General features: G+C 65.9%; 17 protein-coding genes, 1 tRNA gene, 1 other RNA gene and 1 pseudogene. 8 read left to right on the top strand and 12 right to left on the bottom strand.

Annotation, left to right across the window (positions count from 1 at the left end; all coding sequences use genetic code 11):
• The 4 genes from recR to FNL14_RS06560 form a co-directional block, all read right to left on the bottom strand.
• A complete protein-coding gene (gene recR, locus FNL14_RS06545; RefSeq protein WP_091421154.1) occupies positions 1-600 on the bottom strand; it encodes a recombination mediator RecR in 600 nt (199 codons plus the stop codon).
• Between the two features lie 36 nt (positions 601-636).
• A complete protein-coding gene (locus FNL14_RS06550) occupies positions 637-4080 on the bottom strand; it encodes a DNA polymerase III subunit gamma and tau (RefSeq protein WP_142058658.1) in 3444 nt (1147 codons plus the stop codon).
• A 51-nt stretch (positions 4081-4131) separates the two neighbouring features.
• An RNA gene (gene ffs / locus FNL14_RS06555) (signal recognition particle sRNA small type) lies at positions 4132-4228 on the bottom strand.
• 18 nt (positions 4229-4246) lie between these two features.
• Positions 4247-4597, bottom strand: a complete 351-nt coding sequence (locus FNL14_RS06560; protein ID WP_142058660.1) for a hypothetical protein — start codon at positions 4595-4597, stop codon at positions 4247-4249.
• Between the two features lie 325 nt (positions 4598-4922).
• Between FNL14_RS06560 and FNL14_RS06565 the strand changes: the two genes are divergently transcribed.
• Positions 4923-5007, top strand: a tRNA-Ser gene (locus FNL14_RS06565).
• Between the two features lie 60 nt (positions 5008-5067).
• Here the strand turns inward: FNL14_RS06565 and FNL14_RS06570 are convergent.
• Positions 5068-5994, bottom strand: coding sequence for an oxygenase MpaB family protein (locus FNL14_RS06570; protein ID WP_142058662.1), 927 nt, complete (start codon positions 5992-5994; stop codon positions 5068-5070).
• A 134-nt stretch (positions 5995-6128) separates the two neighbouring features.
• On the opposite strand from FNL14_RS06570, the pseudogene FNL14_RS06575 reads away from it, so the two are divergent.
• Positions 6129-6863 (top strand): annotated as a pseudogene (locus FNL14_RS06575) (M23 family metallopeptidase); the annotation flags it as partial.
• A 497-nt stretch (positions 6864-7360) separates the two neighbouring features.
• On the opposite strand, the gene FNL14_RS23595 reads toward FNL14_RS06575, so the two are convergent.
• The gene (locus FNL14_RS23595) at positions 7361-7783 is read right to left on the bottom strand and encodes a hypothetical protein (protein ID WP_181762561.1); all 423 of its coding nucleotides are present in this window, start codon (positions 7781-7783) and stop codon (positions 7361-7363) included.
• Between the two features lie 62 nt (positions 7784-7845).
• On the opposite strand from FNL14_RS23595, the gene FNL14_RS06585 reads away from it, so the two are divergent.
• Both FNL14_RS06585 and FNL14_RS06590 read left to right on the top strand, forming a co-directional pair.
• A complete protein-coding gene (locus tag FNL14_RS06585; RefSeq protein ID WP_091421204.1) occupies positions 7846-8331 on the top strand; it encodes a glutathione peroxidase in 486 nt (161 codons plus the stop codon).
• A 160-nt stretch (positions 8332-8491) separates the two neighbouring features.
• Positions 8492-9421 carry a phosphodiesterase gene (locus tag FNL14_RS06590; protein ID WP_142058664.1) on the top strand — a complete coding sequence of 310 codons (930 nt, stop codon included), beginning with the start codon at positions 8492-8494 and terminating at the stop codon, positions 9419-9421.
• Between the two features lie 79 nt (positions 9422-9500).
• Here FNL14_RS06590 and FNL14_RS06595 read toward each other — a convergent pair whose 3' ends face one another.
• Both FNL14_RS06595 and FNL14_RS06600 read right to left on the bottom strand, forming a co-directional pair.
• Positions 9501-10916, bottom strand: coding sequence for a stealth family protein (locus tag FNL14_RS06595; protein ID WP_142058786.1), 1416 nt, complete (start codon positions 10914-10916; stop codon positions 9501-9503).
• 286 nt (positions 10917-11202) lie between these two features.
• Complete coding sequence (locus tag FNL14_RS06600) at positions 11203-12132, bottom strand: hypothetical protein (RefSeq protein ID WP_142058666.1); 930 nt, start codon at positions 12130-12132, stop codon at positions 11203-11205.
• 147 nt (positions 12133-12279) lie between these two features.
• Between FNL14_RS06600 and FNL14_RS06605 the strand changes: the two genes are divergently transcribed.
• The gene (locus FNL14_RS06605) at positions 12280-12579 is read left to right on the top strand and encodes a type II toxin-antitoxin system VapB family antitoxin (RefSeq protein WP_170850843.1); all 300 of its coding nucleotides are present in this window, start codon (positions 12280-12282) and stop codon (positions 12577-12579) included.
• Entirely contained in the window at positions 12572-13246 is a 675-nt protein-coding gene (locus tag FNL14_RS06610; protein ID WP_142058668.1) for a LytR C-terminal domain-containing protein, read from the top strand. Before FNL14_RS06605 ends, FNL14_RS06610 begins: the two co-directional genes overlap by 8 nt.
• A 26-nt stretch (positions 13247-13272) precedes the next feature.
• On the opposite strand, the gene FNL14_RS06615 is transcribed toward FNL14_RS06610, so the two are convergent.
• Complete coding sequence (locus FNL14_RS06615; protein ID WP_091421171.1) at positions 13273-13923, bottom strand: TetR/AcrR family transcriptional regulator; 651 nt, start codon at positions 13921-13923, stop codon at positions 13273-13275.
• 58 nt (positions 13924-13981) lie between these two features.
• A complete protein-coding gene (locus tag FNL14_RS06620) occupies positions 13982-14680 on the bottom strand; it encodes a DsbA family oxidoreductase (RefSeq protein WP_142058788.1) in 699 nt (232 codons plus the stop codon).
• Positions 14681-14896: 216 nt separating this feature from the next.
• Here FNL14_RS06620 and FNL14_RS06625 point away from each other — a divergent pair, with 216 nt between their 5' ends.
• Positions 14897-15958 carry a glycosyltransferase family 4 protein gene (locus FNL14_RS06625; protein ID WP_142058670.1) on the top strand — a complete coding sequence of 354 codons (1062 nt, stop codon included), beginning with the start codon at positions 14897-14899 and terminating at the stop codon, positions 15956-15958.
• A gap of 53 nt (positions 15959-16011) precedes the next feature.
• A complete protein-coding gene (locus tag FNL14_RS06630; protein ID WP_142058672.1) occupies positions 16012-18159 on the top strand; it encodes a glycogen debranching N-terminal domain-containing protein in 2148 nt (715 codons plus the stop codon).
• A 42-nt stretch (positions 18160-18201) separates the two neighbouring features.
• On the opposite strand, the gene FNL14_RS06635 is transcribed toward FNL14_RS06630, so the two are convergent.
• Together FNL14_RS06635 and FNL14_RS06640 are read right to left on the bottom strand one after the other, a co-directional pair.
• On the bottom strand, positions 18202-18735 hold the full coding sequence (locus tag FNL14_RS06635) for a GNAT family N-acetyltransferase (protein WP_142058674.1): 534 nt from the start codon (positions 18733-18735) through the stop codon (positions 18202-18204).
• A gap of 26 nt (positions 18736-18761) precedes the next feature.
• Positions 18762-19757, bottom strand: a complete 996-nt coding sequence (locus FNL14_RS06640) for a sugar phosphate isomerase/epimerase (protein ID WP_142058676.1) — start codon at positions 19755-19757, stop codon at positions 18762-18764.
• Between the last annotated feature and the right edge of the window lies 1 nt (position 19758).

A 19758-nucleotide genomic window follows, 5' to 3' on the forward strand; every position in this document is an offset into this window, starting at 1 on the left:
TCAGGTGAGGGCGTTCCGGCGGCCCTCGAAGGCGCGCCCCAGCGTGACCTCGTCGGCGTATTCAAGATCGCCGCCTACGGGCAGCCCGGACGCGAGCCTGGTCACCGCGATCCCAATGGTTTTCAGCATCCTGGCCAGGTAGGTGGCCGTCGCCTCACCCTCGAGGTTGGGATCGGTGGCGATGATGACTTCCTGGATGGCGCCGTCGTTCAGCCGGGTGAGGAGCTCGCGGATCCGCAGCTGCTCCGGACCGATGCCGGCAATCGGATTAATGGCACCGCCCAGTACGTGGTACCTGCCCCGGAACGAGCGCGTACGTTCCACGGCGAGTACGTCCTTGGATTCCTCCACCACGCAGATCACCGCGGGATCGCGCCGGGGGTCACGGCAGATGTTGCAGAGCTCCTGCTCGGTGACGTTGCCGCAGACCGTGCAGAACTTGACCCGTTCCTTCACGGTGGTGATGGCTTCCACCAGCCGCTTCATGTCCTGCGGGTCCGCTTCAAGGATGTGGAACGCCAGCCGCTGGGCGGATTTGGGTCCCACGCCGGGAAGGCGTCCGAGCTCGTCAATCAGCTCTTGGACAGCACCTTCGTACACGTTTTCCTCTTTAGCTAGGAGCGGATAGTGGTTGGATCAGTAGCGGGGCGGCACTGGGCTGCCGTCGAGGGAGCGTTCTTCGATCAGCTTCCCGCCAAGGATACGTTCCACCGCAGCACGGCCGAAGACGCCGGATGCCTCAATGGTCTCATCGTCCGGGCTCGGGATGTCCTGGACAAAAGTGGCGGCGGCCGGGACGGCCCGGGCAGGGGCTTTTGCCCGGCCTGCCTCTGCTTCAGGGCTGTTGGACAGACGCTGGTAAAGGCTCTGCCGCGTGCCGGCAGGTGCCGGGGCCGCCGCAGTAGGGGCAGTCGGAGTAGGGGCCGGCGCCGCAGGCGACGCCACGGAAGCAGCCGGTGCCGGTGCGGGGGCGGGGGCTGGCCGCGCTGCAGCAGCCGGCGCAGCCACGTGAGCGGCCGACGCCATGGCGAACTCTCGAGCACGTGCCGGCGCTGGTCCGGAGGATCCGCTGCCCTGGCCTGCCTCTTCACCCGTGGAAGGGGCAGTTGTTGCCAGGCCCCACTCGGCATCCACGGCGGAGGCCGTACTGGTAACCGGTATGGACGGGGGAATTTGCGCAGCGGCGGGTTCGTAGTGGTGGGGCGGCGTGGAGGCAGGAGCTTCCGTTTCCGCGATGCCGGCAGCTGCCGGTTTCCCAATGTTGCTTTCCTCGCCGACTACCCAGACACCCGGCGCCTGTTCGACCGCGCGCGTCCAGGGATCGTACGGTGCATCCCCTCCGGTTGCGGGCGTCGCCGGCACGGTTCCGGTGCCTGCCGGGGTATCAGAGGTTGGCCGGGTTCCGGGCTGGCCGGCCGGCAGGTTTCCCATGGCTGAAGCGACGGGTGGAACAGTTGCCTGCGAGCCCCCGCTAGTCTGGCCCGCCGAACCACCCCGGGTGGAGCGGGGCTCTGGGCGCGCCGAAGGGTCCCAGTCCAGGGGAGGCTCTTCATCCAGCGGGGGAGCGTCCTCGTCCCGGGGCGGTCCCCAGTCGTCGTCGGAGTACGAGTAGTCGCCGGCGGCGCCGCTGTACGGGTCGGCAGGGGCCGAAGGTGCGGTTGAATTGCCTGCCGCCGGTTGGGCTGAAGGGGCCGGAGTGGAAGGGACTGCCGGAGCTGCGCCCGCCGGTTGGGCAGGGCGGGTGGCTGGCGTCCGGGCTGCGATGACACCGGTGGCGGGTGCGCCCTGGACGTTCGCCTCTTGGTGATGTCCGGAGTCCGACGCTGCGGGCCGTTCCCCTGCCGTATTGGTCCCAGGGTGGCCCGCAACGCTTCCAGGAGCTTGCTCCTTGCCGGGAGCCGTAGCAGCACCGGATGGTGCTGGTGTCTCTGGTGACGCGGTAGCGGCGGCCGCGGGAGCCAGTCCCCAGGCAACATCGGCTGACGTTGCCGGGGCAGGCCGGCTAGCGGGTGCTTTTGGGTTTGGTTCAGAGCTCGTCCGGCCGCCGCTGCCGGCCACCGCGGTGATCTGGCAGTCAATGCCCACAGTCTTGTGGATTGCCTGCCGCAGGTTTTCCGAATGGTCTGCCCGGCCAAAGGCGCCCGCGAGTCCGGACGTGGTGAACGAAAGAGTAAGCGTGTGTCCGTCGAAGGCGCTCACTTGGGCGTTCGGCTCAACGAGCGCCCAAGTGCTGCGCTTGATTTTCGACAGGGTCTGCAGGACGTCCGGCCAAGCGCGGCGCAGCACTTCCACGTCGCCCATGGCGGCCGGGGGAGCGGGTGCGGCGGGCCCCGCAGAAGCCGGGCCAGGTTGCGCGTGCCCGGCAGGAACGGTTGCCGGCTGAGCGGGTTGAACCGGCTGAACGGGTTGAACCGGCTGAGCGGGTTGGACGGGCTGAGCGGGTTGGACGGGCTGAACTGGGGCGGGCTCGGGCCGTAGGTCAGGTGTGTTTGGCTCGTCGGAGCGCGATCCAACGGGGGCCGGGTGCGAACCAGCAGGGGCGGTCGAGGTTCCGGCGGAACCCTCTACCGGCCAGTCGCTGGTGCTCACGCGGGGCGCGGTCAACGGCGCACGGTTTTCAGCGTCAGCCGGTGCAGCGGCGGCCGCAGGCCTGCCGTCCGGACCCGTTGCTCCCGCAGGACGCGCATTCTGTGAGGCATACGCGGAAGCCGGTTGGGCCGCGGCACGCGCGGGGCTCGATGGTCCCGTCGGTGCCGGTTCTTGCACCGCTGGCGCAGGGCTGGCTGCTTCCGGCCGGGGAGCGGCGGGGACGGTTGCTGGGGCTGGTGCGGCGTTCCCAACCGGCACGGCGTGACCCGCAGGGGCAGGTCGGTGACCCGACTCGACGGCGGGAGCACCGACGTCGTTTCCGGCGTAATTGAGCCGGCGTTCCACGCGGTCAATCCGCGCCGCCATGCCGCGCTCATTCTGCTCGGAACTGGGCAGCAGGATCCGGGCACACAAAAGCTCCAGGTGGAGCCGGGGTGACGTGGCGCCGGTCATTTCGGTCAGGGCCGTGTTGGTGACGTCTGCAGCACGGGACAACTCGGCGGCGCCAAGGTTGTGGGCCTGGTTCTTCAGGCGCGCGATCTGGTCGGCAGGCATGCCGCGCAGTATGGTCTGCGCGCTTTCAGGCATGGCCTGGACGATGATGAGGTCGCGGAAGCGTTCCAGCAGGTCCTCGACAAACCGGCGGGGATCATGGCCGGTCTGGATGACCCTGTCCACGGCGCGGAAAACGGTGGCTGCGTCTGAGGCGGCAACAGCTTCCACCACGTCATCCAGCAGCGAGGCATGAGTGTAGCCAAGGAGCGCAACGGCCAGTTCGTAGTCCAGGCCGTTGGGCCCGGCGCCGGCCATCAGCTGGTCCAAAACGGAAAGGGAATCACGGACGGAACCGCCGCCGGCACGGACCACCAGCGACAGGACTCCGGGCGCCACCGGAACATTCTCCTGGTTGCACAGCAGTTCCAGGTAGGCCATGAGGGGCTCGGGCGGCACCAGCCGGAAGGGATAGTGGTGTGTCCGGGAGCGGATGGTGCCGATGACCTTGTCCGGTTCCGTGGTGGCGAAGATGAACTTGATGTGTTCCGGCGGCTCTTCGACAATCTTCAGCAGCGCGTTGAAGCCTGCGGACGTGACCATGTGCGCTTCGTCGATGATGAAGATCTTGTAGCGGTCCCGCACGGGAGCGTATGTGGCCCGTTCGCGCAGGTCCCGCGCGTCATCCACACCGCCATGGCTGGCGGCGTCGATCTCGATCACGTCCAGTGATCCCGAACCGCCACGGGCAAGCTCAATGCAGCTGGGGCAGGTGCCGCAAGGGGTGTCCGTGGGGCCCTTGGCACAGTTCAGGCAGCGCGCCAGGATGCGCGCCGAAGTGGTTTTTCCGCAGCCCCTGGGGCCGGAAAACAGGTATGCATGGTTGACGCGGTTTTTCCGCAAAGCCGTCATCAGCGGCTCGGTGACATGCTCCTGCCCGATAACGTCAGCGAACGAATCTGGACGGTATCTGCGGTACAGGGCGGTAGTAACTGTCACAGAGAAAACCCTACCAATCCGGGCTGACAGTCTGCCGCCCTGTGGGGGAATAGTAAAGACCCCCCATGCACCCGCCAGAGCCCATTTACCCTTGCTACCTTCCGGTCCTGGGGGAGTTCAACAGGATGACGCCACATGAGGGGCCGCCAGTTACTTTACCCGAAGTTCAGGCTCGACTCGAATCGGCCCCGGGGGAGGGCCAGCCCGCAACCTTCCAACTCATCAAGGCAGGTTCCTCGTACGGGTGCGCGGCCCGCAACGCTTCGACCACCCCTTCAAGCAGAGGCCCTTCCACCATGCATTCAACCCGGTCCTCGGCCACCTCTTCCGGGGTGCCCACCCGCCCCTGGTAAGGATTGGCGCCGTCCTGCGGGATGAAGCGGCCTGTTCCCCGGGAGGTGAAGGAGCAGTGCGAGTAGTTTCCGATCCGGCCCGCGCCCGCATCACCAATTGCCTCCAGGACCCGCTGGGTGTGCGTTGCTGGAACGTAAAACACCAGGGCGTGCAGTTCGCTCATGCCTCCATGGTTCCCTATCGGTCCCCGCAAAGGCTCGGCAATTCATTGCTTATCTACGCGCCAGCCACGATCATGGGTATGTACACCGATTGGGGCAATCTCAAGATTGTGAGCTGCGAGGCCTGGCTGAACGGAGCCGGACCCGGCAGCTCAACGGGGTTCCGATGGAATGGGCGCGTTGGGGGCGTCCATTTCTGGGTTAAGGCCAGGGCAGCCACCTCCGGGAACAGTCGGGAACCGACCCCAAACCCGGCCCTGAAGCGCCAATTGGGCGATGCGGAAAAGTTCAGGTAGTCTAGTACCTGCTTTTGATTCAGAAGCAGTTGGAGAATTCGCCTAGCGGCCTATGGCGCACGCCTGGAACGCGTGTTGGGTTAACGCCCTCGGGGGTTCAAATCCCCCATTCTCCGCCGGTTGGAACCCGGTCCCGCATTGGCGGGACCGGGTTCTTTCGTTTTTCCCCGCACCTGTCAGGCTGCCTGAGCCTTCTCCTTGTATCCCAGCCGGCGAAGCCGTGCCCTGGCTGCAAGTTCGCTGGGGCCGCGCGGACCAAGGGCAAGCCGGACGACGCCGAGCACCACCTTGGTGGCCAACCTCACCGGCAATGGGAAAGGGCCCAGCCGTGGCACGGACAAGCCGAGCATCTGGCGGTATCGGGGCTCCAGGCTGTAGACCGCGCCGGCAAACAGGATGCGGTATCCGGGCCGAAGCATGGGATTCAGCGGGGCGTTCCGGATAAATTCCACGGTCTCAGCCACCCTGTGGTCCACGCGCAGTTCGCCGCTCCGGTACCAACAGTCCAGTTGCGCGCGCATGTCCGCTTCGCCCAGCGGAGGATCCTCGACGCCCATCAGCCTCCCGGCCTGCGCCCATTCACGGACGTAGGCATCCGGGCCGCCGGGGATGGGACCGCCCCAGAATTTGTGCGCGGTGAGGAACGCGTCCGTAAAGGCAAGGTGGATCCAAGCTGCCAGCTCCGGATCCTTCGCACTATAGGAACGCTCCGCCCCCTGGTTGTCCACGAACCTGCCCTGCACCTGCTCATGAAGGTGCTGCACGCGGCGTGACGCTTCCTCCGCGGCACTTTTGGACCCGTACGTCACGGTGAAGATCCAGCGGATGGTCGCTGCCAGGCGGGCGAGGGGATCCTCACGGAAGTTGGAGTGCTCGTGCACACCGGCGAGGGCGCCCGGATGGAGGGATTGCATCAGCAGCGTTCTGATTCCGGCCACGATGGGGGACATGGAACCGTGCACTGCCCACACTGCCGAGCCCGGGAGGTGGTACCCGGGATCATCACCCTCGGCGAGCTTGGTTACCCAGTCCGGGACTGCATCGGCCCTGCCTGTGAACGTCTTCTTGAGTTCGTCCTGCCATTTGCGGAGGAAACTGCGCATATCCAATTCTTGCCTATGGGAAGACCGCGGTGGCCAGGGAGGCATGTACCGCAAGGTTTGCTCAATTATCCGGGCAAACCCGCGCTCGGGGCTTCACAGGCTTCCGGCGGTGTGGTCCCATGGGAAATACCGTCATGACGCGGGCGGTTGATTTATGTTCTGGAGTCAGTCTTTTGGGGCAACATCGAAGAGCAGATAGCCACGCACTGCCGCGCCGTCCTTATGGCTCCCTTGTGCGTGCCTTCGCCGCTTCGGGTGCCCTGGCCCTCTCCGTCTGGTCCTTGAATCTGGCGGGAGGCGTGCAGGAGCGGACAGCGGCGTCGGGTCCGGGTGTCGGGACCCCCTTTTCCGCCAGCCCCAACGCGGCTCCTGCGTTATCCGGACGCCAGGGCGATGCGGCGTCCGGCACTGTTGGCCCGAGTACTTTGCCGACCACTATCGCCACCGATCCCCAGGCCCTGGTTCCATTTCCCCGTCCGGCGCTCGGCAGCTATGCCGGAGACCATCCGCCGCCCTTGTCGGTGGGGGCCGCTGGACTGGGCAGGCCGCCGGCCGGCTTCCTGCGGGCGCCGCTTGATCTGCTCAAACCCAGCTCACCCTTCGGCTTCCGGGTAAGCCCCTTGTCCGGAGCCACCAACGACTTCCACCTCGGCCAGGACTACGCCGCGCCATGCGGAACAAAGGTCTACGCCGCTGACTCAGGCGTGGTCCGGGCCGCCGGCTGGCACCCTTGGGGCGGGGGCAACAGGGTGGAGATCGACCACGGCAGCGGGCTGATCACCACCTACAACCACCTCGAAGCCATTGCCGTGCGCACGGGCGACAGGATCAATGTTGGACAGTTCATCGCCGAGGTGGGTACCACCGGATGGTCTACAGGTTGCCACCTGCATTTCGAGACCATCCTTAACGGACGCCATGTCAATCCGCTGACGTGGGGATTGCTGCCGGTGCGTCCCCTGGCAGACGACGGGGCCGAAGAGCTGCGCAGCTTCGCGCCAGGCAGCTCCCCACTGGGCTGGCTGCAGTGGATCATACCTGTCAGCTTTGGCCCGGACGACCATGACGGTCAAGATGCTGCAGGAGCGGCTGCGGCGCTGGCCCCACCGTCTGCGGCGCTGGCCTCCCCCCTGTCTGCCGCACAGGTGGCGGCGCCGGGTACCCCGCCATCATCCGCCCCGCCGGGTGATCCGTCCCCGACGGCGTCGCCCACTCAGGCGGCTGCCTCACAGGGTGATCCGGCCCCGACGGCGTCGCCGACTCAGTCGGCTGCCTCGCCGGGCGATCCGGCCCCGACGCCGACGCCGACGCCCACGGCGACACCGGCTGGGCCTACCGTGACGCCCACACCGACGTCAACACCGAGTCAGTCGACCGCGTCCCCGGCGACAATGACGCCATCGCCGGACCAGCCGACCGCGCCCACGTCGACGACGATGCCAACAATGACGCCGACGCAGACCCCGATCCCGGCGCTGACTCCGACGCCGACGCCTACCCAGGCCCCGATCCCGGCGCTGACGTCGACACCGACACCTGCCCGGACCCCGATCCCGGCACTGACTCCAACGCCGACGCCTACCCAGGCCCCGATCCCTGCACTCCCACCGACGCCTGCTGCACCTGACCCCGCCACAGTTGGTCCGCCGTCGGCCGCTCCGTCCCCCATGGCGACTGAAGCAACTTCCCCGGCCGGCGTGGCGCCGGCAGGCCCCTCCACCGGGGCAGCCTGTGTGCTGCCCGGCGAAACGCACCCGGGAAACCAGTCCAGGAAAAATCCAGCCCCCACCAGTACACTGGCGGATCGGCAACGAATTTCCCCTGATGAACAACTTCCTGAGGACGCAGCCTGTGACATCCCTGTACCCGATCCCGCTGACCCTGAATGACGGAACCCAAACTGATTTCGGCAGGTTCAAAGACAAAGTGGTGATGGTGGTCAACGTCGCCTCCAACTGCGGCCTGACACCCCAGTACTCGGCGCTGGAGGCGCTGTATCAAAAGTTCCGCGACCGCGGGTTCGAAATCCTGGGGGTCCCGTGCAACCAGTTCGCCGGCCAGGAGCCGGGCAGCGACAGTGAAATCGCGGAGTTCTGCGAGCGCAATTATGGTGTGGGCTTCCCTCTGACGGTGAAGGCCGACGTTCGGGGCAAGGACCAGCACCCGCTCTACGCTGAGCTGACCAAATTCAAGACAGGGCTGCTGCCCGGACTCGTGAAATGGAACTTCGAGAAGTTCCTGGTCAACCGGGACGGCCAAGTGGTGGCCCGCTTCGCACCAACAGTTGAGCCGGACTCGGCGGAAGTCATCGACGCCATCGAAGGCGCTCTGGGCTGAGGCTGCGCCTTGCCGAATTAATTCCAGGAAAGCGCAGTTCTTTTAGCTTTTTCCACATCGGCTTCGGCGATTCACCCAAAGTTTGCCAAATGTCTGATTGGATAAAGATTACTGAAGGGTAGAAGGGAAGAACCGCTTCCCCCCGACCACAGAGGCAGCAATGGAGCACATCGAGGCCGAACACCCCCGGCCACGCCACTTCCTACTCCACCTGAGCGATCCCCACCTGTTGGGAGGTCCGGACCCCCTCTACGGCGTCGTAGACAGCGAAAAGCGGCTCATACAGCTCTTCGACGAGGTCAAAGCATCCGGTGCAAGGCCCGAAGCCGTCATCTTCACCGGAGATCTGGCAGACAAAGGCCATCCGGAAGCCTATGCGAAGCTCCGGGCCATCGTTGAGCCAGCCTGCCAGGAACTGGGCGCGGAAGTCATCTGGGCCATGGGTAACCACGACAACCGGGCGAACCTGCGGAAGGGCCTCCTGGACCAGCCCGGAAACGACGCCCCGCTGGACCACAGCTACTTCATCAACGGCCTGCGCGTCATTACCCTGGACACGTCAGTCCCGGGGTTCCACCACGGCGAACTTGATGACTCCCAACTCGAATGGCTGGCACAGGAACTGGAGACCCCGGCCCCGGACGGCACCATCCTGGCCCTCCACCACCCGCCGGTTCCCTCGGTCCTGGACCTGTCGGTCCTGGTGGAGTTGAGGGACCAGGCATCCCTGGCAGCGGTGGTCCGGAACTCGGATGTCCGGACCATCCTTGCCGGCCACCTGCACTACTCCACCACAGCGAGCTTTGCCGGAGTCCCCGTCTCAGTCGCCTCGGCCAGCTGCTACACGCAGGACCTGAACGTTCCCGTGGGCGGTACCCGAGGGCAGGACGGTGGGCAGGCGTTCAACCTGGTGCATGTTTACGAGCACACCATCGTGCACTCGGTGGTCCCGATGGGACGTTCGACGACGGTGGGCGAGTATGTGTCGCCGGAAGAGACCGCACGGCGGCTGGCAGCGGCCGGGGTCCGCATCCCGGAGACGGTGAAGCGGCGGACCGGCGTGAAGCCCGGCCTGCCCACGAGCCGATAGGAAGGCCTGCCAGGACGGCAGCGAGAGGAAGTGCAGCGAAGTCCGTGCCGCCCAGCGGCACGGACTTCGCCTTTTGCGCCTACTTCTCCCAGGGCGCCTTGATGGGGAAGTACTTTTCCAGGAAGTCCGTCACCAGCTCGGCCCGCTCGTCCGCATCGACTTCGGGGAAGCTGCCGTCGTTCAGGCAGAAGAAGTCCATGTTGCGCTTGGCCAGCAGCTTGGGCAGGTAGTTCAGCCCGGCGCGCATGGTGGTATCCACGTAACGGACCTTGGCGGCCGTCTGGGTGACCGCGCGGCCGGTGAGCAGCGCGTAGTAATGGTAAAACGAGTTGGTGACGGAAATGTTGTCCGCCGCACGGAACCGGCTCGCAGCCGTTTTCCGGAATTCTTCGGGGAATTCCTGCTCCATTTGCTCCACCAGGCTCCGCCTCAGCGGGGCTGCGGTGTGCTCCAGGTGGCGGGTGGTGATCCGCCCGAACCGGTTCCACAGCAGTTTCCTGTTGACGCGGGCCGCGTTCTCGAAGCCGCTGCGCTCAGCGGCGTTCTCGCCCAGCCCGATCCGGGTTTCGGCCTCGATGAACTTGGTGATGCCGCCCGGGGTGAAGAACATGTCCGGGCCCACCGCCCGGCCGAAGAACATGTCATCGTTCGAATACAGGAAGTGCTCTGAAAGCCCTTCGATGTGGTGCAGCTGGCACTCCACCGCCTGGGAATTGTGGGTGGGCAGCACGGCAGGATCCGCAAAGAACTCTTCGCTGCGGACAATGGTGACTGCAGGATGGTCAGCCAGCCAGGCAGGGGCGGGGGAGTCCGTGGCGATGAAGATGCGGCGGATCCACGGCGCGAACATGTAGACGGACCGGAGCGCGTACTTGAGTTCGTTGATCTGCCGGAACCGGGCTTCGTGGTCGTCGCCTTCACCCAGGACCACGCCCTGCTGCTGCGAGCGCCGGGCTGCAATGTACTCGGGCGAGCTGCCGTCCACCCAGGAGAACACGAGATCGATGTCGAAGCTGATGTCGCTGGCATGGTCGGCGAACATGTTTTCGATGGTGGGCCAGGTGTGGCCGTAGCGTTCCACGGTGCCGCGCACGGCATCCTGCCGCAGGAGCGTGCGGCGGGTGAGGGAGTTCTCGATCGGCAGGATCAGCTGCTCGCCTTCGAAGGCCCATAGCTCGATCTGCACGCCCGCCGAGGCGCCGAATTCGAATCCGCCCCCGGGTTCAACGCGGGGACGGTACAGGCGGAAAATGCGTGCCTGCCGGTTGGAGGAGAGCTCGCCGTCGGCCACCAGGACGGAGGTTTTCTTTTTGGCATCCACCGTCATGGAGTAGAACGGCTCGTCCCGGCAGGCCTCCACCAGGGCGGCCCGGAGCTTCTTCCGGTCCTTCCAGTCCAGGGCAAGGACGGGCCGGTCGTTGTTGCCGCGGACCAGGAGGTAGGCAAGGTCGTTGGTCACCAGGAGATTGCGCAGGAACAACAGGTCCTCAACCATGGCCTGGTAAGGCGTCCTGTTGTAGTTGATCAGGGCGTAACGGCCCTTGTGCCTGATGACATCGGGGCGGTGCCTGAGCCGCTGTTCCGCTGCGGCAGAGGTAACCTCTGCATGAAACTGTTCTTCTACGGACGCCTGGCTGCCGTAGTAGACCTCGTCCTGTACCGGTGCTTCTGTAATGGTGTTCTCCGAGCTGGTCAATGTAAGTAAGCCTTCCTACCTGCATGATAGCCGCGAGGTGGAAACGGCAGGTTTCCGGCCGGGGTCACCCGGCCGCGGAAGGGGCTCAGGCCCCCAGCGACTCCCGCCAGCTGCGCAGGAAAGCGCCGCCGGCGTCGTCGTGGATTACCGAGGAATCCAACCCAAGGTCCGCGGCGGTCAGGACGTCGTAGGGCTTGTCCGGAACACCGTCTGCCGGGCGGACATCCACGTGCTTGACCTCATGGTCGTTGTGGTGAAGCCAGTCAGCCATGGCGTAGTCGGTGCGGGAGTCACCCACCGTCCGCCAGGCCTGCGGCGTGATGCCCTGGGCGGCCAGCAGTTCCACCGCCCGGCTGGCGCCCAGGTCCTTGCCCAGCCGCACCGACTCAATGTCGGTGGAAATAATGGTGGGGTCCACGCGGTAGTCCACTTCGTCGTCCGAGTTGGGGGCGTGGTGGTCCAGCCGGACCACGCCGAGGCCGTGGCGGGACATCAGGTCCATGGCGTCGGCGTCGAAGAGTTTTTGTTCGGCCAGGTATTCGGCGCTGGGGACCTCGATATGTTGTTCCACGGACACCATGGCCCGCTTGGTTTCGTCGAAGAACATGTGTGCGGAGTAGTCCTCGGCCACCATCCGGCGGACGTCGTCGCCGTAAGCGGCGGGCACGGCCAGTTCGCGGTCCACATGGATGGGGCCGGGGCCGGCAGCGGTGTAGCTGAACCAGACGGCGCCCTTTTCGCAGATGGCGTGGATGATGGTGCCCGCGGGAATCCCGGCCTCGATCATCGGCTCCATCACCTGCCCGCGGATGAAGGCGTCCGAGCGGCCGGTATTGAAGATGACAGGAATGCCCGCCGCGGCCAACGCCACAAGGTCAAGGATGATCTCCTGTTTCACGTCGCGGGTCACCGGGCTCGCCACGGGTCCGTCCACGTCCAGCAGCAGCGCGAGGGGAGGCGTGGCGGGCGGGCGCACACCAGGGCGGGAGGTGGCAATGGACTCGGTTGCTGTCATGGCTCCATTCTGTCAGCAGCGCCGTAAAGTCCCGGCCGCGCGCTGCAAAGATCACCGCGTGTGACACATGGTCACTGTTTGGCTACAACCTGACCCCGGGGGTGCCGGATACTTTCGCTGGACCCGATGGGTGCCTAGGGTGGCATGGTGATATTCAAAGCTGTGGGCGAGGGCCGCCCTTACCCTGACCATGGTTACAACACGCCCAAGGAATGGGCTGCGCTGCCGCCGCGTCCGGTGCGGCTGGACGAGCTGGTGACCACCAAGCGCACCCTGGACCTGGAGGCGCTCCTCGCCGAGGACTCCACCTTTTTTGGTGACCTGTTTCCGCACGTGGTGCAGTACCAGGGGACCCTCTATCTGGAGGATGGCCTGCACCGCGCCGTCCGGACCGCCCTGCACCAGCGCACGGCGATCCACGCCCGTGTGCTGGTCATAGATGGCTAGGAAGAAGCAGCAGGACGCGAGCGCCCTCCATGGCCACCGGGTTGTTACCGGCCCGGAGTTGAGGGCCGCCTTTGAAACAGGGCACGACGCCGACGACACCGCCAGGGTGCGCCGGCGCGTGCTTCACGGCGTGGTTCTTGTGCTCCTGATCGGACTGATCGCCGCCGCCATCATCACCGCGCTCGCCATCATCAACGGGCGCCTGAAGATTCCCGCAGCGGAGCCTGCCGAGAAGTCGGTGTCGACCTGCCCGGCCGGCACCTTTGACTACACCCCGGCCGACAAAATCAACCTCAACGTCTATAACTCCACCAGCCGGCCGGGGCTGGCGCGGTCGGTGGCCGATGAATTCCTGGCGCGGAAGTTTGTGGTGGGGGCAGTGGCCAACATCGAGGCGGGCTATCGGGGTGTTGCCGCGGTGGTGTCCGGCGCGGCCGGCCAGTCAGCGGCGTTCAGCGTCCAGCGCAACCTGCCGGGCTCGGACTACTTCCAGGACGGACGGACGGACGGAAGCGTGGACGTGATCCTTGCCCAGGACTACAAGGCGCTCGCCCCGCCGGACCTTGTTGACCAGACGCCTGGCAAGCTCAGCTGCCCGCGCGAAAGCCGCCGCGTCGCCGATGACGAGTTGTGGCCGGTCATGCCCTCCGCGGCGCCGGCCCGCTGAACCGTGCCAGCCCGCTCAACCGTGGCTTAGCCGGCTACAGCAGGAAGCGGGGCCAGGCGGACGGGGCGGCCGGCGTCGTCGAACCGTGCGCCGGCACCCAGCTGGATGAAACGCACCGTCCGGGCGACGCGCGCTTCCAGTTCCGCAGGCTCGTCGCTGCCGCGGGCCGCGCTGGACGAGAGGGTGCCCAGGATCAGCTGTGCCTGCTGGCCCACGTCAGCCACCGGGAGGTAGCCCTGGTCCATTCCGTCGCGCAGGATGCCCTGCAGCAGGACGCTCAGCTCGCCCACGTGGTGGGCGAGCTTGGCGAAGGACGACGGCGACAGCACGGCCCCCATCGCCGGTCCCGGCGGGAGGTGGCGGCGGCTGAGGTCCACCACCTGGGCGCGGACGTAGAGTGCCAGCCGCTCCACCGGGTTGTCGAGGCGGCCCAGTTCCTCGCGAAGCTCGGACAGGAACTTCTCGGTCTCATCCAGCGCATAGGAGATGAGGAGCTCTTCGATGTCTGCGTAATAGTTGTAGACGGCGGTGCGGCCCACCCCTGCATGCCGGGCCACATCGGTCATGGTCAGCCCGGGCAGGCCGTGGGAAAAGAGGAGTTCACCGAAGGCGGTGAGGATGCGGCGCTGGGTGTCCGCGCGCTGCTCGGCGTTGCTGGCCGCTGAGATCCTGGGCATACAGACACTTTACCGCGAAGTGTCAGTAAACGTCCCGCCGCCTGCCGGCAGGTCCTGGCTAGACCTGGCAGCCGTCGGGGCCGCAGGCGTCCCCGTCGGTGGAGTTGACCAGCACCAGGGGATTGGCGGCCTGCCACGCCTGGTTGAGGGCGGCAGTGAACGTTCCGGCAGGCTGGGCGCCCGAGAGGCCGAACTTCCGGTCGATCACGAAGAACGGCACGCCGCTGATTCCCAGCGAACGTCCCTCCTCGAAATCTGACCGGACGTCCGCGGCGTACTTGTCCGTGGTGAACAGTTCATCCACCTCGTCCCTGGCGATGCCGAGGTCCAGGGCGAGGGACGTCAGGTACTCGCGGCTGCCGATGTCCTTGCCGTGTTCGAAATGGTCGCTGAGCAGGCGCTCCTTGGCGTCATCCTGCTTGCCATGGGCGGCCGCGAGATGGATCAGGCGGTGCGCGGTGAAGCTGTTCGCCACCACCACCGCATCGAACCGGTAGTCCAGGCCCTCACCCTTGGCCTGCTCGGCGACATGCTGGAACATCTGCGAAACCTGCTGCGGCGCAAGGCCTTTGCGGGTGCTGAGATATTCCAGCTCCGTCCCGTCATAGTGCTCCGGCAGGGTGGGATCCAGCTGATAGCTGCGCCATTTCACTTCCACAGAATCGCGGTGCTCGAACTCAGCAAGGGCCGTCTCAAAGCGGCGCTTGCCGATGTAGCACCACGGGCACGCGACGTCAGACCAGATCTCAATCTTCATGCTGGACATAACTGCACTCTCCCCGCGGCCATTCCGCGGCAGCACGTTATTTGCGCCACACGAGGTCTTGCGGTGGGCTGCACCGTAGGCAATAGTCTGAGTTAGGTGAAGCAGACGCCATAGGAAAACCGACTGCATCGCGGGCCGGAGCCGGCGCGTGGTCGGAAGTGCCCGGTCAGCTGGGGAGCCCGGCCTGGATTCTTCGCGAGGCAGGGAATGCGGATAGGACTGGTTGCCGGACCATGGATTCCGGTACCGCCGGTAACGTACGGCGGCATTGAACGAGTAGTGGACAGCCTGGCCAGGGGCTTTGCTGCCGCAGGGCATGAAGTGGTCCTGGCCGCGCCGTCGGACAGCACCTGCCCCGTACCCCTGGTTCCGGGGATGCGTCCAGCCCAAATCGACGAGCTGGGGTCCGCCATCTCAGAGTTGAGCCTGGTGACCCGCGCCTACGAGGCAATGGGGAATGTGGACATCGTCCATGACCACACCCTCGCCGGCCCGTTGTACATGCAGCGGCCCAAAGGGGTTCCGGTGGTGACCACGATCCACGGCCCGCTTAACGAACAGGCGGTTGACATCTACCGTGCCATTGGCCGGCATGCAGCCGTCATCGCGATTTCCCGCGACCAGTGCTCGCGGGCACCAGAGGTGCCGGTGGCCCGGGTGATCCATCACGGAATGGATGTCGCTTCCGTCCCGGTAGGGGACGGCAGCGGCGGCTACCTTTGCTTCGTGGGACGGGCCTGTCCGGACAAGGGACTCCTCGAGGCCATCGTCCTCGCCAGGGAGGCGGGAATCCCGCTGCGCATAGCGGTCAAAATGCGGCAGCCCGATGAAATCCGCTATTTCCGCGAAGTTATCGAGCCCATGCTGGGCCCCAATGAGGACTTCGTCGGCGAAGTGAATGACGCCACCAAATACCGGCTGATGGGCGAAGCCCTGGCCTTCCTCAACCCGATCCAGTGGTCCGAGCCGTTCGGCCTGGTCATGATCGAAGCGCTGGCCACGGGCACCCCGGTGATCGGCACGCCGATAGGTTCCGCACCCGAAATCATCGACCATGGCCTGACCGGCTTTTTGGGAGGTACGGATCAGCTGCCGGGCTTTGTGCAGGAGGTCGCAGGGCTCAGCCGCGCAACCTGCCGGAAAGTTGCCGAAGATCGGTTCGGCGAGGAACGCATGGTGAACGAGCACCTTGTTCTTTTTGGGCAACTGCTGGAAGGGCAGATGCCGGCAGGGGTTCCGGATACGGTCGGATTGCACCAGAATCTTTAAGGCAGGTCTTGGCGATCCGCGGCAAGCCCGCCGCCTAGCGAAGGAGTGCTTCCATGACCGCATGGAACGCCGATACTGAGGCCGGCGCATCGGAGTCAGGGTCGGTCACTGTAGTGGAGGGGTCCTCGTTCTGCATCTCGTCCGAAACGGGTGACATCAGTTCCGATGCTGGTGCGAACGGGGCCTTCTTCCAGGACACCCGGATTATCTCCCGCTGGATCCTCCGGATCAACGGATCCCTCCGCGAACCCCTGGTCGCCCAGAGGCCGCAGCCCTTCGGAGCCACCTTTGTGGGCAGGGCCAAATGGCCGGACGGCAGGTTCGACAGCCCGTTGGTTGTCCGCCAGGTCCGCCACATCGGTCCGGGTCTCCAGGACGACATCACCCTCGAAAACTATTCCGCGGAGCCGGTGGACTGCGACATCGAACTCCTGATCGACGCCGACCAGGCAGATCTCTTCGACGTCAAGGGCGGCCGCACCACCCAGGGTGCCGAGGCCACCCGCGAAGTGGTGGACGGCAGCCTGGTCATCGAAGCCGCACGCCACGGACAGCGGCGGGGGACTTCCATCAGGGCAGCTGGTGCGAAGGCCGGCACGGACGGGCTCCGTTTCCGCGCCACAGTCCCGGCCCGGGGCAAATGGGCCACCAGTGTGATTGTGGTGCCACTCGTCAACGGACAGGCACCTGCCGATCCTTTCACCGAAGAGCGGCTTCCACGCCACCGCGAAGGGGTACGCCGGCACCGGGCCTGGGAGGAAAACGTCCCCCAGGTCACCGTGGCCGACAGCAACCTGCAGCAGGTACTGAACCGCAGCCAGAGCGACCTGGGCTCACTGCGGATCTTTGACGAGCACCATCCCGGCCGGGCTGCGGTGGCAGCCGGGGCGCCGTGGTTTATGGCCCTGTTCGGCCGGGACTCGCTGCTCTCGTCCTACATGAGTTTGCTGGTAAGCCCGAAATTGGCGGCGGGGACTCTGCAGACCCTGGCCGGGCTGCAGGGAACCAAGGTGGATCCGGACTCCGAGGAAGAACCGGGACGCATCCCGCACGAGGTGAGGTTGGGTGTTACTGCCGGGCTGTCACTGGGCGGCGCAGCCTATTACGGCACAGCCGACGCCACCCCGCTGTTCGTTGGCCTCCTGGGCGAGCTGAGCCGCTGGGGCCTCTCGCGCGAGATCATCCACCCGCTCCTTCCGCACGCCGACCGTGCCCTGGACTGGATTGAGAAGTACGGTGACCGTGACGGCGACGGATTTGTGGAGTACCAGAGGCCTAACGACCACGGGCTGGTCAACCAAGGCTGGAAGGACTCCTGGGACGGCATCAACTTTGCTGACGGCACCATCGCAGAAGCCCCCATCGCCCTGTGTGAAGTGCAGGCCTACGTCTACTCCGCCTATATCGGCAGGTCCCTACTGGCGCGCTGGGACGGCGACGGGGACCTGGAACAGCATTGGGCAGACAAGGCCGCCGCCCTGAAAACTGCCTTCAACGAGAAGTTCTGGCTGCCGGACAAGGGCTATTTTGCGGTGGCACTGGACAAGGACAAGCGGCCGGTGGATGCCTGTACCTCGAACATGGGTCATTGCCTCTGGACGGGCATCGTGGACGAGGACAAGGCGCCCTCCGTGGTGGAGAATCTGATGTCGCCCCAGATGTTCACCGGCTGGGGCATCCGCACCCTGGGCTCGGACATGGGCGCCTACAACCCCGTGAGTTATCACAACGGGTCCGTTTGGCCGCACGATTCAGCCCTGGTGGCAACAGGGCTGATGCGGTACGGATTCGTTGAGGAGGCCCGGCGGGTTGCCTCCGGCCTCATTGACGCAGCCGAACATTTTGACGGCCGGCTGCCGGAACTATTTTGCGGTTTTGACCGCGGCGAGTTCGCAGGACCTGTGCCCTACCCCACCGCATGCTCCCCCCAGGCGTGGGCTGCGGCAGCGCCGGTGCAGCTGATGCGCGTGCTGCTCCGCTTCGACCCCGTCTACACCCACGGAGTGGTGCACCTGGCGCCGATCCTCCCGGACGATATGGGCGACTTCCAGGCTGCCAACGTCCTGATCGACACCTCCCGGATCACCATCAGGGCCCACGGGACCGGCGGCAGCATTGACGGGCTTCCCCCGGGCCTGAAGCTCTTGTCCGAACCGCGTCCGCCCCTGGCCTACGCGCCCAATGCCCATCAACCCGTGTGACAACGCCGTGCTGGCCGCGCACCCCACAACGCCGCAGCAACGTCAGGGAACCGCGCGCTCCAGCACAAAGTCATGCTCCACGGTGCTGCCCAGCCGGAACGATTTTGCGCCGACTTTCCGGAACCCTGACTTCTCATAGAAGCGGATGGCCCGGGCGTTCTGGCTGTTGACTCCCAGCCAGACGCCTTTCCCGCCGGCTTCGGCTGCCGCCGCCAGGCTGGCATGCATCAGTTCGGCGGCGGCACCGAGCCCGTGGTGTTCCGGGTGCACATAACACTTGCTCAATTCCACGGACGGCAGGACGTTCAGGGCGGCAACAACGTCCGGGTCTGTAGCCGGACGGTTCACCAGCAGGCTGTAGCCGCGCAGGCCGCCGTCGGCATCGATCACCAGGACCGTCACCTCGGGGTCGGCGAGGTACGCCTGGAAGTGCCGTTCGCTAAGCGTGTTCGCCAGGTGGGCGGCAATGTCCTCAGGCGAGGCCGACGGCGGGCACGCCAGCGGAAAGGTGACGGCCGCCAGGGCAGCCAGCGCCCCGGCGTCGTCCGTTGTTGCTGTGCGGATGGAATGCGGCATGCAGGGATTCTACGTTCGCCCTCGTGTCACTGCTTGAAGGCGGCGTCGAAGGAGGTGTTCGAGGGCGGGAAGTCGAACTTTTTGAGGGCGGCGAGGGCTTCGGGGGCGCCGTGGAGGCGGTCCATGCCTGCGTCTTCCCATTCGACGGAGATGGGTCCGGTGTAGCCGATGGCGGACAGGGCGCGGAAGGACGCTTCCCAGGGGACGTCGCCGCGGCCTGCGGAGACGAAGTCCCAGCCGCGGCGCGGGTCGCCCCAGGCCAGGTGGGAGCCCAGGACCGTGTTGCGGCCGGTCTGGCGGACCTTGGTGTCCTTGCAGTCCACGTGGTAGATCCGGTCCTTGAAGTCCCAGATGAAGGAGACGGGGTCGATGCCCTGCCACATCATGTGCGACGGGTCCCAGTTCAGGCCGAAGGCGGGGCGGTGGTTGATCGCTTCGAGGGTGCGGACGGTGGTCCAGTAGTCGTAGGCGATTTCGGAGGGGTGGACTTCGTGGGCGAAGCGGACGCCGCATTCGTCAAAGACGTCGAGGATGGGGTTCCAGCGGTCGGCGAAGTCCTGGTAGCCGGCGTCGATGACCTTGTCGGGGACGGGCGGGAACATGGCCACGTACTGCCAGATGGAGGAGCCGGTGAACCCGACGACGGTGTCCACGCCCAGTGCCTTGGCGAGCCGGGCGGTGTGTTTCATTTCCTCGGCGGCGCGGGTGCGGACGCCTTCGGGGTCGCCGTCGCCCCAGACTTTGGCGCCGACGATGGCTTCGTGGCGGAAGTCGATGGGGTCATCGCAGACGGCCTGGCCTTTGAGGTGGTTGGAGATGGCCCAGACCTTGAGGTTGTACTTGTCCAACACGGCGAGTTTGGATTCGACGTAGCCGGGTTCGTCCCAGCGCCAGGCGTCCAGGTGGTCGCCGGAGACGGCGATTTCCAGGCCGTCGTAGCCCCAGCCGGACGCCAGGCGCGCGACTTCTTCGAAGGGCAGGTCGGCCCACTGGCCGGTGAACAGGGTGTACGGGCGGGACATG

It is taken from the genome of Pseudarthrobacter sp. B4EP4b (assembly GCF_006680095.1).
Lineage (GTDB): Bacteria > Actinomycetota > Actinomycetes > Actinomycetales > Micrococcaceae > Arthrobacter.